Below are 12813 nucleotides of genomic sequence, written 5' to 3'. Positions count from 1 at the left end.
TTGCATTAATATTGCATAATGTTATTTTATATAGATTTCACCTTCTAATTAAAGTTTACCTTGTCCACTTATTTCAACCCGATCGTTTAAGTATTTGCATTTTAATAATCCTTTTCGCTCGGAAAGTTGAATCGCAGTTAATTCGGTCTTCTTCAGTTCTTTTTACCAATATGGTATTAATGTAATGTTTAACTTTAGTCAAAGAAGTAATATTTGGATTACTGATTTGTGTTATAAAAAGAAAATTTGAAATGCACCAGCATCTCACAAAAAAACTGATGCGAAAAACTGGTGTTTTTTCAAAACTATTTCCTCCGGTTATATGCATTTATTAATTTTATTTTTTTTACTATAAATAGTTATACTTAGAACTTGTACACCAGAAGATCGAAAATCTATTAGTTCCTGTCCGTTTATGTATTGGAGTAAAAAAGTATCTGGTAGATAAACAACTTTTTCCTTTTTGATTTCAATTTGACTAAATCCGGCTTTTTCAATAGTTTTCAGATAATCTGTTTTAATCATTGCTCCCGCAATGCATCCTGCATAGAGTTCAACGATTTCGCTCATTTTTTTTGTCAATGCACTCGAAACCACAACATCTGAAATACTAAAATGCCCATCAGGTTTTAATACATTATATATTCCTTTGTATGCAGCAAACTTATCATTTACCAAATTAAGAACACAATTACTAATTACAACATCAATTGAATTTTCCGGTAGTGAAAGGTTTTCAATATCTCCAAGAATAAACTCAACATTATCAAAACCTAATTGGGTTTTATTTTGATTAGCTTTATCAATCATTGCATTTGTCATGTCAATACCAATGACTTTACCTTTTGCTCCTACAAGTGATCGTGCAACAAAAGCATCATTTCCTGCACCTGAACCAAGATCAAGTACGGTATGCCCTTCTTTTATGCCAGCAAAAGCAACAGGTATTCCACAACCTAGACCAAAATCTGCTTCGGGGTTGTAACCGGGCAGGTTGCTGTAATCTTCACTAAACCCTGTTAGTTCGGTGGTTGGTCCGCAACAAGTGCTTACAAAGTTGTTTGAAGGTGTGCAACATCCAGTTGATGTGTTGCGTTCTGTTACTATGCCCGAATAGGCTTCTTTGATTTTGTCTTTTAAGTTGTTCATGTTATTTTTTTTAATTATTACAACCTAAAGACTGTGCATTTTAAAAAGGACGCAAAAATATTTAAGAGCAGGGACAGGATTTATTTTTCTGATATTCCAATATGTTTCCATAGATGTCAACTTCAATTTGACAACACTGTTCAAATAACTTCTTAAGTTTTGCCCTTGCTCGCTGAACAACAGACTTAGCACCTGAATAAGAAAGTCCTGTCTTTTCTGCAAATTCTTTCTGCGATAACTTGCCTAAATCTGTTTGAAGCAAGGCTTCTTTATACTTGTTGGGAAGTTGAGCTATAAAAGGCTGCAAACAATCTACTATTTCGCTTTTATCTTCTGAATAATCCTCAAAATCATAAATAATCGTGTCAGAAATTATTACTGTTAGTTTTTTTTTCTTCAAATAATAATCAATAATTGTATTTCGTGTAATTTGATAGAGCCAACTTTTTAAGCTTTCTTTTTTTCTTATTTTTGAATAGTTTATGTGTATTTTCAATAAAACATCTTGCAGAATATCATTAACATCATCACTATTTTTCACTTTCCTGCTTATGAATTGTTTCAACTCATTTTGAAATTCTAATATTAATTGTTTACTCATTATTTCATAAATTGATATACTATATTTAGTAATAGACTAAAATATTAGAAAAAGACGCATATTATTTACACAGTATTATTAATGCCCATCAAATCGTATGGTTTTTCACTAAATCTATTGTTAAACAAATAACCTGTGAGAAAGATGAATGTAATAAATGCTAGCAAAATAAGCAATTGATTTTTAGATATTTTCTGAATATCATGTTTTTCTTTAATCTTACAAATCTCACCAGGGCAGTATTGTACTTTATTTTTAAAAAACAAAGGATAAAATTTACACCCCAAACAAATTCCAAAAGCCGATTCAAAAAATAGGAATATGAGGCAAATAAGACATACAATACCTGTAATTACACTATAAGCATTTATAATGATAAAAAACAAGAACATAGTAGCTGCTAGTATCACGCCAATCACCCAGGCAAACTTTTTTTGGGGAGCTCCAACATATTCAGGAACTTGGTTTCTAACAATCAAACGTCCAATAATCAGAGTAGGTGAAAATTTAGGATTAATAAAAACCCGTATCAAGAAATCCGTAAGGAATAGGGTAATTACATACTTTATTGGAGCAAAATTTCCTTTAAACAGTATAAACATTAATGAAGTAAAGGTCGCTAAAAACAATATTCCTGCAGCAGCACGTATTTCTCTCTCGTTTAAAACGGCGATATTGAATCCTTCAATATCTTCACCAAATTTAATTAGTTTTTTCATTTTATTTTCTATAAGATGTATTATTAAAATGCTTGGAACTTATTTGAGTTTAATTTGTTACAGTTATTACAATATTCCCTTTTTTGTTGCCATTTTCAAGGTATTTGTGGGCTTCAACAATTTGCTCTAGTGTAAATGTTCTGTCAATTACCGTTCGTAATTTTTTTGATTCTATTAGCTCTTTAATAAACTTCAGTGCTTCATTTTTATTAACAGACATGGCAAAAATGAATCTTTTACGGTTTACTAATTTAGTCCAAAAGGTAAAAATGTAGTTTTTTATTATAGCACCTGTTGTAACCATATAAAGCCCATTTTTTGTTAAAGATGACTTACAGTGCTTGAAGGAGCTCTTCCCTGCAGTGTCAAAAATTACATCATATTTTTTTCCTGATGTGGCAAAATCTTCTTTCGTATAATCAATTACCCTATCTGCTCCCAAAGATTTTACTAATTTTAAATTTGAGCTACTGCATATTCCGGTTACTTCTGCTCCAAATATTTTGGCAAGCTGAACTGCAAAAATCCCAATACTGCCTGAAGCTCCAATTATGAGTATTTTCTGACTTTCTTGAATATTCGCTTTGTTTCTTAAAAAAAATAAAGCCGTTGATGCTCCGTCAACAACCGATGCCGCTTCTTCAAATGATATATTAGACGGTTTTAATTCCAGTGATCCTTTTTCGCTCATACATTTGTACTCCGTATAGGTACCTGGATTAAATCCTGTAAAGCCAAAAACCTGATCTCCCTGTTTGAATCGTTTCACATTTTTCCCAATTGATTCAACTTCACCCGCCAGTTCAAGTCCCATAATTCTATATTTTTTTCTTGGTTTGCTAAATCCAAGAATTACTCTGCTCACAAATGATTCAGACTTTCTCATTATTCCATCGGCAGATGATACTGTTGTGGCATTGATTTTTATAAGAATATCATTATCATTAGGAATTGGTTTGTCAACTTCGCAGAGTTGAAGAACTTCAGGGGAGCCATATTTGGTGCAAATAACAGCTTTCATCTTCTAATAATCTTTTTTATGAGTTTAATTTAGAATGCCTTTCTCCTTTTATTAATAGCCAGAAGGCAAATAAAATTTCAGCAATAGCTGGTTCAATATAAACCCACGTAAACATTGTTTCGTAACGGGGAAAAAGAAAAGTAATGAAACTTCCCGTCAGATAACCAAAACAAGCTATAATCAAGAGAATTCCTAATAATTTAGGAATAAACTCAGACCTGAAGACCAAATAACCTAGAGGTAATAACCAAAGACCCCAAAATAGTTGTGCGATTAAAATACCATGTTTATGTAAGTCGAGAAAAAACATGATTTGGGATTGTAATTGTGCAGGTTCAAAGATGTTATGGTAAATAGAACCATTTAAAAGTAACAGAGGAGCAAACTGATTTGCCATATTCATACAGGCAATGGGAACAGGAACTAAAGCCAAGACAAACATGAGTCTAGCCTGATTTTGGTTAACCGTTTTAAACAACTTGTATAAGACCGAAGCTAGCAACACATGAAAAATTTGACCCATAAGATCACTCACAATGCTGGTTCTAAAAAGTGTCTCAGAAGTTAAAATATGACTGACAGTAGCTACAGTATCACCATGTACAATTATATTTGCACGAATAACTTGAGAGTAACCAGCAAAAACTGCAACAAGCAGATAAAACATCCCGGCTTTTCTTCCAGAGTTTTTAAATAGATTCATTTTTCCTTTTTGAAGATTGTTTAAGTTATGGCTTCTTTATATCTTGTGAGTTAAATGAGAATACTTCTTCTAATGGAACTTTAAAAACAATGGCAATTCGAAAAGCTAATTCCAATGTTGGAGAATATTTTCCGTTTTCAATGGCAACAATCATTTGTCGTGTAACGCCTGTTTTATCTGCAAGTTCTTGCTGGGTCATTTCATTAGCATTGAAGCGTAATTTTCGGATGTTGTTAGTTATAAAACACTTCCTCATATTAAAATCCTTTCCTGTAAAAATATAGTTTAGCAATTTCTGCTATTATACTTGATGCAAATCCTGAAAAAATCAATACAACAAACATTATATAAGGTTGCATACCTATTGCCTGTGAACCCATTGCCAGCATGAAGCCCAAAGTAAATATCCAATGCGAAATCCGAATAGCTTTTAAATCAATCAGCTTATCGCGTTCGTCCGAAAGGTTTGGAATATCCTCATTTGTAATCATTTTATTGATAATGGCAAATACAATATAAATTATAATTTGTGCTAAAATTGCCACTGGTATTAAGATTAAAAATGCTTTTCCCCAAAATTTAAAGTCGTTTATAATTTCCATATTTTCAGCCATGTACTTATAGTATATATATAAGGAATAACATGTAAAAACTATAATTGAAATTATTATAGATAAAATTATTTGTTTTTGTTTATGGTCCATATTTACCTCCCTTTATAAATTATAATCTTGAGTATGAAATTGTCGACACAAAGATAAATATATTTTACATTATGTCAAATATATTTTACATTATTTTAAAAGTGAGTAATAATCAAAAAGTTATTTTTTTTAATAACAGGAATTTATGTAGTTTGAGCTCTGTTTGGAATAAAAACTACTACTTAGTATGTTTTTCTGAAATCATATTTTTTATCTAAATAACGTGAGTTCGAAATAAGAAAACGATGTTAGTTCGCTGCGGCGAAGAGTGAAATTCTTTCAGAATTTCGTATCGAAAACTAGTCGTTTTGTTCATTTCGATACAAATTTTCTTCGAAAATTCACTCAATATAACAAAGCTATGTATTCTATTATTTTATTTCGAACTCACGTTAAATAGATCTGAACAAATTTCCAATACTATTGTCTATAAAACAGACTAAAAATTATTCTGGCTTGATCTAACAATTGATAACCGATACAATTTGTTACAATTTGGAAACATTTGTGTTAAACCTGTCTTGTTTCTTTGCAATTAAAATAAAGATTAAGCGAATATATGAAATATTGTATAAAAATTGTACTATTATTAGTTCTGATTATCACGAATAACAGAGCGGCAATTAGCCAGTCTGATACGGTTTCAATTTTAAAACTTGAAATTTGTATAAAAGCAGCTCTTGATTATTCTCCCGATTTAAAGGAAGGATTTATTCAAACAGAGATTAAAAAAACAGAAACATCTAAAGCAAAATCATCTCAGTTCCCATATTTATATAGCGCAGCCTCATATAATCTTACCGATCAAAATAAATTGGACAATAATTATAATTCTGTAAGCTATGGAATCAATGCAAATCAGGTATTATGGCAATATGGCAAAAACAAAGCATTACTGGAGCAATCAAAATTTCTTTATAAGGCTGAATTATCAAATTATAATGCCAAACAACAAAATGTAATAGTACAGGTTAATCTGTTTTATTTCGAATATTTGACATACATCAAATTGCTTGAACTTGCTAAAAATAATGAAGAACAAGCTGATTTATTTCTAAGAGCTGCTAAAGAAAAAAAAGCAATTGGTATTGGCAAAAACAGTGACATTTTAAAAGCAGAATCTGATGTTGCTGATGCAAAATACATTTCCAATATTTATGAAAATGTTATCCTGAAAGTCAGAAATGAATTATGGCAGTTGACCGGATTAAATATCACTGAAAACACGAAAGTTCAGGATGATTTATTTATTACTGACAATAAATATTCAACTATCAGCAAGGACTCGCTTTTTTCAATAGCAAAAAACAGTTATCCCGAATTAAAAATGATGGATGATTTGCTTTTATCTCAAGAATCTTATATAAAGTCAGTAAAATCGGACATATTTCCCAAAATAAGTGTAGGTGCCGGTTATAATTGGAATTATAATCCGCTTTTTGAAAATAATGACTTCTGGAATGCAGGATTAACAATATCATGGGATATTTTTAGCGGTTATCGAAAAAAGTATCAGGTAAAAATTGAAAAACTTCAAAGCAATGCGATTTCATTTCAGAAAGAAAATCTGTTGTTAAATCTCTGCAAAGAAATAAATAATCAATTTCTGACTCTTAATGAAAATTACAATCAGATAGGGATAATTGATACTCTACTGAAGAGTACAACCGAAAATCTTACTGTTGTTATGGAAGAGTATAAACAAGGCATTAGTTCTATGCTTGAATTAGCAAATGCCCGTACAGAGAATTTTATGGCAAAAGAAAAATATATTAATGCATGGTATGCATATCAAATTTCAAAAGTTCAACTTGAAAGAACACTTGGTGTTACTAATAAATAAATCAATAAACATGAAAATATCTTATCCGATATCATTATTCATTCTGACTGCAATCTTATTCACTGCTTGTAGTAGCGATAATAACGAAAAACAATATGAAACAATTATTATCAAACCAAAAACATTAAAGAATACTGTTTTGGCAACGGGAGTGATAAAACCTCAGGTAGGAGCCGAAGTGCGTGTTGGATCACGTGCATCGGGCATAGTTAAAAAACTTTATGTGAATGTAAACGATAAAGTCAGAAAAGGTGATTTTCTTGCCAAGCTTGATGACACGGAGCTAACTGCTCAATATAAACAGGTTCTTGCTAATCTTGAAAATGCAAAAACAAATTTTAAGTATGCAACACTTGAAAAAGAAAGGCAGAAAAATCTTTTGGATAAAGGTTTTACTTCACAGCAATCTTACGACTTAGCAGTAAAAAATTATGAAGTTGCTCAAGCGCAGGTTGCTCAGTTAAATGCAAACCTTGATTATGCTAAAATTCAACTCGATTATACAAACATCATTGCACCTGTAGGTGGAGTAGTTGCATCAGTTTCCACACAAGAAGGTGAAACTGTGGCAGCCATGTTTTCATCTCCTACTTTTGTTACTATCATTGATACCAGCCGTCTTGAAGTAAGGGCTTACGTCGATGAAACAGATATTAGTAAAGTGCAGACTGGTCAAAAAGCTGAGTTTACTGTTGACACATATCCCGATGTTATTTTTGAAGGAAAAGTTGTTTCCATTTATCCTAAAGCAGAAATACTGGATAATGTGGTCAATTATGATGTAATCATTGAGATTTCTGATAAGAAAGGAAAGATACTTCGTCCTGAAATGACGACAACGGTAAATATTTTAATGGATTCATTGAGTAATGTTATAGCAATACCTGAAAAAGCAATTAATACTACAAACGGAGAGTCTTTTGTTTATGTTCTCGAAAATGAAAAATCTGTTAAGAAAAAGATAACAACTGGAATGAAAAACAAATCACTTATTCAGGTTTTAAGCGGGTTGAAAACAAATGAAAAGTTGATTTTAAATTAATAACAAATAAACATAATATGTTACAATTAAAGAACATTTCAAAAATTTATGGCAAAGCGGATAGCCAGAAGGTATTTGCTTTGGACAATGCCAGCCTTATTATAAATAAAGGCGAGTTTGTTGCAGTTATAGGTACTTCAGGTTCCGGTAAAACAACGATGATGAATATTCTGGGTTTGTTGGACAGACCAACCTCAGGTGAATATTATTTTGAAAATAAAGAAGTAAGTACACTCTCAGATAATGACCGTGCGGCTATTCGTTCTAAAAAAATCGGCTTTGTTTTTCAGAAATTTCATCTGTTACCAAAAACTACTGCTATAGAAAACGTAGAATTGCCTTTGATTTATACAGATGTTAAAGATACTCGCAGTTTGGCAATAGATGCATTAAACAAGGTAGGTCTCTCCGAAAGGATAAAACACCGATCTAATGAATTGTCAAGCGGACAGCAGCAAAGAGTTGCAATTGCGAGGGCACTTGTTAACAATCCCGATATGATTTTGGGTGACGAACCTACAGGTAATCTCGATTCAAAAACCAGTCTTGAAATAGTTGGCATTTTTCAGGAATTAAATAAATCAGGGAAAACAGTGATTTTAATAACACATCAACAAAATATTGCCGAGCATGCAAACAGAATCATTCGTATTCAGGATGGTAAAATTGTAGAAGATTACAAGGTGCAAAATCCCAGAAATGCGGTTACAGAACTGTTGAAATCAGACTTAATAGAAAAATAGTTAACAAAGAATAAAATATTTAACAATGAAAAAAAGAATTATTAAAAGCGGTGTAAAATTCCTGCTACGTCATAAATTTCAGTCTTTTTTTATGGTACTTGGTATTATGATAGGTGTTATTTTTTTATGCCTGACTTTTTCTATAGGATTGGGAACGGAAAAACAAATAATATCTAAAGTAAAAAACTTCTTTGGCTCTGACAATATTTTTATCATAGCCGGTAAAGGAATGCAAATGAGCGGACCAAGATAGGGAGGTCCTGTAACATCTCTCAAAATTGAAGATATGGATGCAATTCTTAATGCAGTTCCGGGAGTAGCGAGATATGATCCTATGCAAACATTACCGGCTTGCGAAGTAATATCAGGCAATATAAATATTTCGACCACAATACAAGGTCGTTCTGTTGAAGGGGAAGTTATATGGAACAGAACTGTAACCTCCGGTGAATACTTCACAAAAGATGATGAAAAAAATGCAGCCAGAGTTGCGTTGATTGGTTCGAAACTCACAAAACAATTGTTTGGTGAATCAAATCCGTTAGGATCTCAAATCAGGGTAGGGTCTGTGTTTTTTACAGTAAAAGGCGTCTTAGAAGAAAAAGGAACCGACCCTCATGGAAATGATCTCGATATGGAGGTGATTGTACCCATAACCACTATGATGAGCAGACTAATAAATGTTGATTATATTGCCAGTGCAAAACTCGAAGTGGATGAAACAAAAATGACAGAAATAACAGATAAAATAACATCAGTTCTTAAAGAAAGGCATTCTGTAAATAATGGCGAAACAGATGATTTTTCGGTTATAACTCCAGTGCAAGTACAGGAAATGACCATGAAAATGAGAAAAATATTTACTGTCTATCTTCCTTTAATTTCAGGAGTAGTATTGATTTTAGGCGGTTTTATTATTTCTATCCTGATGCTTATGTCTGTTTCAAGAAGAGTAAGTGAAATCGGATTAAGAAAAGCGGTAGGCGCAAGTTCAAGGGATATTATGTTTCAGTTTCTCTCAGAATCAGTACTTATATCATTTGTCGGAGGTCTTTTAGGTTTACTTATAGGCATATTCGGAACGTGGGCATTTTTATCCAAAATGGGTTACCTGTTCTTTTTTCCTTGGCAGTCCATTGTCTTTGGCGTTTTACTACCTGTTGTTATTGGTATTCTTGCTGGAATATTTCCTGCCCGAAAAGCAGCCAATCTTGACCCTGTTAAAGCACTTTCATAAAACCAGAATTGAAGTATTACAGAAATATATTTTGTATGGATTGCACATTTTAATGCTATGAAATTAATTAAAAATATCCGGTTATCGTGGAAGGCATTATTATTAAATAAAATCCGTACTTTTTTTGCAATAATTATTCTGGCAATAGGTATTTCAACCATAATGGTATTGACCTCAATAAGCAAAGGTGCTGAAATAAAAATTTCCGAGCAGTTTGGGAATATGGGTACTAATCTTATTATTGTAAGTTCAGGAAAAACTGTTAAAGTAATCGGAAGACAGCAAAAAATAAATCAGGTAACAACACTTACATTAAATGATGCCGATGCTATTTTGAACGAATGTTCATTAGTCGGGAAGGTCGTTCCTTCTATCGAAAAAGCTGTCTCGGTAAAATATGGTAATGTTTCGACTAAAACTATGGTACAAGGTATTACTATTGACTATCCTGAAATAAAAAATTTCACAGTTATTCAGGGTCGTTTTTTCTCAGAGGACGAAGATAAACTAATGAAAAGAGTTGCTGTCATAGGGGATTACATTCAAAAAAATCTTTTTGGAAATTCAAATCCGATTGGCGAAACATTTTTTGTCGGAACTATCCCTTTTGAAGTGATTGGTGTTTTATCTTCCAAAGGTTTAAGTCCCGAAGGAACTAACGAAGATAATGTAGTATTAATTCCTGTACATACAGCGCAAAGAAGAGTTTTGAATATTGACTTTTTAAGCAGAATCTTCGTACAGGCAAAGATCAATGCCGACATGAATTCAGCAGAAAAAGAATTAGAATGTTTGTTGAGAGAGCGACATAAATTAAATCAATTAAACAAGAAAAATGATTTTACTCTGGATAATAAACTGAATGCAATAAAAGCGGAAAATGAATCACTTGGTTCATTTAATTGGCTGGTAACTATGGTAACTGGTTTTATTCTGCTAATTGGCGGTATTGGTGTTTTATCGGTAATGTTACTTTCTGTTCGTGAACGAATTTCAGAGATTGGTTTAAGGATTTCAATAGGTGCCAAAAGAAGTGATATTCTTAAACAATTTCTTTGCGAAGCAGCAATGTTAGGAATAACAGGTGGCATAACAGGTACTATATTTGGCATTATGTTATCGATTATTATTGGTAAGACTACAGAATGGCAAACCGATTTTTCTTTACAAACAGCAATGTTTTCAATAGGTCTTTCAATCTCTTTAGGATTAGTCTTTGGAGTTTATCCTGCATTTAAGGCAGCGAAGTTAGACCCGATACAAGCACTACAAAAAGAATAATTTGAATACTTTTGTAAACATTTACATTTATAATCAAAAACCGTGAAAAGTAAAATATTTGTAATTGATGATGACGAAAAGCTAAATGGACTACTCCAGGATTATCTTTCAAATTTCGGGTATCAGGTAACTACGTTTACTAATCCCCGCTTAGGACTGGATAAAATCAACAAGGAGTTGCCGGATTTAGTGATTCTTGATGTAATGATGCCTGAAATAGATGGTTTTACAGTCTGCAAAGAGTTGCGTAAAGAGCTTTCAGTTCCGATTATTCTATTAACCGCCAGAGGTGATGTTACAGACCGTATAGTTGGACTTGAACTTGGTGCAGATGACTATTTGCCAAAACCATTTGAGCCACGTGAATTAGTTGCCAGAATACAGACTATTTTAAGAAGATCGTCACAGGCAAAGGTTTCACAAGAGGTTTTAAGGTTAGATCGTCTGGAGGTATATCCTGAAAAACAAATCATTAAACTTGATGGTAAAAATCTGGATTTATCTACGCTGGAATTTGAAGCCTTATATTTGCTTATTCGGAAAAGAGGAAATGTTCTTTCACGTGATAATATTATGGATAGTTTACACGGTGTTGATTGGTCTGCATTTGACCGATCTATTGATATTTTAATAAGCCGGCTTCGACAGAAATTAAGTGATGACCCAAAGAAACCGGTATTTATAAAAACTATCTGGGGTTCCGGATATAAATTTATAGGTAATGAAGAATAGGAAAAAAATTGTCAGTAGTTCTGTAGTGTTAAAACTAATTCTGGTTTTGATATTGCTTGCCCTTTCCATAATTATATTATTATATGCCTTCTCAGGCGTGATAATGTCAACCACTTTCGATAGGAAATTACACCATTTTTTTCTTTTAATTCTTATTTTTCTGGTGATAATTGTTTTTATTATTGCGTCTATTGTTATCCATCAATACTTAAATCCCATTAAGAAATTGACAGAGGCTGTCAATGAAATCAGAAAAGGTAATCTTGACAAAAAAGTTTCAGTAAAAGGTCATGATGAATTTAGTAAACTCGCAGAAGCATTCAATTCTATGACTGCTGAATTAAAAAAAATGATACAGGCAAGAGAGCAACTTTTACTTGATGTAAGCCATGAATTAAGAACCCCTTTAACACGTTCAAAACTTGCACTTGAAATGATGCCAGATTCTAAAGAGAAAAATTCGGTTATTGAAGATGTCAAGGAAGTAGAATTAATGATAACAGACATTCTTGAAACTGCCCGTTTGAAAAACAATAAAATCACATTGGACATTAAAGATGTGCTTATTAATGATTTGATAAAGAATACTATTTCCCTTTTTGAAAATGAAAAGAACAGAATAAATATAAATCCTGTTTCAGAAAGTTTGTTTATAAAAGCAGATGAAGGTAGAATAATTACAGTACTTCGTAATATTATTGAAAACTCCTTAAAATATTCATCTCTTGAAAACAAACCAATAGAAGTTAGTGTTATTGATCGGATAGAAGAGATTATTATTCAGATAGAAGATTACGGCCACGGAATACCTGAAGAAAAATTACCTTTTGTTTTTGAGCCATTCTATAGGGTTGATGATTCACGTTCTAAGAAATCCGGTGGTTATGGTTTAGGCTTGCATCTATGTAAACGTATTATGGAAGCACATGGGGCAGAAATTACAATCAATAACAAATCGGATAATAACGGGATTATTGTTTGTTTAAGTTTTAGAAAATATCACTAATGATGAAATACAGGATGTTACAGTAAATCCTG

Annotated in this window: 15 protein-coding genes; 8 read left to right on the top strand and 7 right to left on the bottom strand. The window is 32.2% G+C overall.

The features are described 5' to 3' along the window. Positions 1–318: 318 nt before the first annotated feature. The 7 genes from arsM to HY951_09200 form a co-directional block, all read right to left on the bottom strand. On the bottom strand, positions 319–1149 hold the full coding sequence (gene arsM / locus HY951_09230; protein ID MBI5540226.1) for an arsenite methyltransferase: 831 nt from the start codon (positions 1147–1149) through the stop codon (positions 319–321). Between the two features lie 61 nt (positions 1150–1210). Beyond that, positions 1211–1750, bottom strand: coding sequence for an RNA polymerase sigma factor SigZ (gene sigZ / locus HY951_09225; protein ID MBI5540225.1), 540 nt, complete (start codon positions 1748–1750; stop codon positions 1211–1213). Between the two features lie 65 nt (positions 1751–1815). Next, positions 1816–2469 (bottom strand): DUF4395 domain-containing protein, encoded by a 654-nt coding sequence (locus tag HY951_09220; GenBank protein ID MBI5540224.1) that lies wholly within the window; start codon positions 2467–2469, stop codon positions 1816–1818. Positions 2470–2518: 49 nt separating this feature from the next. Beyond that, a complete protein-coding gene (locus HY951_09215) occupies positions 2519–3490 on the bottom strand; it encodes an NAD(P)-dependent alcohol dehydrogenase (GenBank protein ID MBI5540223.1) in 972 nt (323 codons plus the stop codon). A 16-nt stretch (positions 3491–3506) separates the two neighbouring features. Beyond that, a complete protein-coding gene (locus HY951_09210) occupies positions 3507–4193 on the bottom strand; it encodes a DUF4386 domain-containing protein (protein ID MBI5540222.1) in 687 nt (228 codons plus the stop codon). Between the two features lie 25 nt (positions 4194–4218). Then, on the bottom strand, positions 4219–4449 hold the full coding sequence (locus HY951_09205) for a helix-turn-helix transcriptional regulator (GenBank protein MBI5540221.1): 231 nt from the start codon (positions 4447–4449) through the stop codon (positions 4219–4221). A 1-nt stretch (position 4450) separates the two neighbouring features. Then, a complete protein-coding gene (locus HY951_09200) occupies positions 4451–4807 on the bottom strand; it encodes a hypothetical protein (protein ID MBI5540220.1) in 357 nt (118 codons plus the stop codon). A gap of 649 nt (positions 4808–5456) precedes the next feature. On the opposite strand from HY951_09200, the gene HY951_09195 reads away from it, so the two are divergent. The 8 genes from HY951_09195 (at position 5457) to HY951_09160 (ending at position 12781) form a co-directional block, all read left to right on the top strand. Continuing rightward, positions 5457–6740 (top strand): TolC family protein, encoded by a 1284-nt coding sequence (locus HY951_09195; GenBank protein ID MBI5540219.1) that lies wholly within the window; start codon positions 5457–5459, stop codon positions 6738–6740. 10 nt (positions 6741–6750) lie between these two features. Then, positions 6751–7782, top strand: a complete 1032-nt coding sequence (locus HY951_09190; GenBank protein MBI5540218.1) for an efflux RND transporter periplasmic adaptor subunit — start codon at positions 6751–6753, stop codon at positions 7780–7782. Positions 7783–7799: 17 nt separating this feature from the next. Next, complete coding sequence (locus HY951_09185) at positions 7800–8525, top strand: ABC transporter ATP-binding protein (GenBank protein ID MBI5540217.1); 726 nt, start codon at positions 7800–7802, stop codon at positions 8523–8525. Positions 8526–8550: 25 nt separating this feature from the next. Then, positions 8551–8778 carry an ABC transporter permease gene (locus HY951_09180; protein ID MBI5540216.1) on the top strand — a complete coding sequence of 76 codons (228 nt, stop codon included), beginning with the start codon at positions 8551–8553 and terminating at the stop codon, positions 8776–8778. 33 nt (positions 8779–8811) lie between these two features. Continuing rightward, the gene (locus HY951_09175) at positions 8812–9762 is read left to right on the top strand and encodes an ABC transporter permease (protein ID MBI5540215.1); all 951 of its coding nucleotides are present in this window, start codon (positions 8812–8814) and stop codon (positions 9760–9762) included. Positions 9763–9819: 57 nt separating this feature from the next. Then, a complete protein-coding gene (locus HY951_09170) occupies positions 9820–11043 on the top strand; it encodes an ABC transporter permease (GenBank protein MBI5540214.1) in 1224 nt (407 codons plus the stop codon). 42 nt (positions 11044–11085) lie between these two features. Further along, a complete protein-coding gene (locus HY951_09165; GenBank protein MBI5540213.1) occupies positions 11086–11775 on the top strand; it encodes a response regulator transcription factor in 690 nt (229 codons plus the stop codon). A gap of 226 nt (positions 11776–12001) precedes the next feature. After that, on the top strand, positions 12002–12781 hold the full coding sequence (locus tag HY951_09160) for a HAMP domain-containing histidine kinase (protein ID MBI5540212.1): 780 nt from the start codon (positions 12002–12004) through the stop codon (positions 12779–12781). The last annotated feature ends 32 nt before the right edge of the window (positions 12782–12813 follow it).

It is taken from the genome of Bacteroidia bacterium (genome assembly GCA_016218155.1).
Classification (GTDB): domain Bacteria; phylum Bacteroidota; class Bacteroidia; order Bacteroidales; family GWA2-32-17; genus GWA2-32-17.
The sequence above is the reverse complement of the archived record's forward strand: the minus strand, read 5'-3'. Positions and strand labels throughout refer to the sequence as shown.

Bases quoted from the DNA above. Each gene is read 5' to 3' on its own strand.
- arsM (MBI5540226.1), bottom strand. From the start codon at position 1,149: ATGAACAACTTAAAAGACAAAATCAAAGAAGCCTATTCGGGCATAGTA.
- sigZ (MBI5540225.1), bottom strand. From the start codon at position 1,750: ATGAGTAAACAATTAATATTAGAATTTCAAAATGAGTTGAAACAATTC.
- HY951_09220 (MBI5540224.1), bottom strand. From the start codon at position 2,469: ATGAAAAAACTAATTAAATTTGGTGAAGATATTGAAGGATTCAATATC.
- HY951_09215 (MBI5540223.1), bottom strand. From the start codon at position 3,490: ATGAAAGCTGTTATTTGCACCAAATATGGCTCCCCTGAAGTTCTTCAA.
- HY951_09210 (MBI5540222.1), bottom strand. From the start codon at position 4,193: ATGAATCTATTTAAAAACTCTGGAAGAAAAGCCGGGATGTTTTATCTG.
- HY951_09205 (MBI5540221.1), bottom strand. From the start codon at position 4,449: ATGAGGAAGTGTTTTATAACTAACAACATCCGAAAATTACGCTTCAAT.
- HY951_09200 (MBI5540220.1), bottom strand. From the start codon at position 4,807: ATGGCTGAAAATATGGAAATTATAAACGACTTTAAATTTTGGGGAAAA.
- HY951_09195 (MBI5540219.1), top strand. From the start codon at position 5,457: ATGAAATATTGTATAAAAATTGTACTATTATTAGTTCTGATTATCACG.
- HY951_09190 (MBI5540218.1), top strand. From the start codon at position 6,751: ATGAAAATATCTTATCCGATATCATTATTCATTCTGACTGCAATCTTA.
- HY951_09185 (MBI5540217.1), top strand. From the start codon at position 7,800: ATGTTACAATTAAAGAACATTTCAAAAATTTATGGCAAAGCGGATAGC.
- HY951_09180 (MBI5540216.1), top strand. From the start codon at position 8,551: ATGAAAAAAAGAATTATTAAAAGCGGTGTAAAATTCCTGCTACGTCAT.
- HY951_09175 (MBI5540215.1), top strand. From the start codon at position 8,812: ATGGATGCAATTCTTAATGCAGTTCCGGGAGTAGCGAGATATGATCCT.
- HY951_09170 (MBI5540214.1), top strand. From the start codon at position 9,820: ATGAAATTAATTAAAAATATCCGGTTATCGTGGAAGGCATTATTATTA.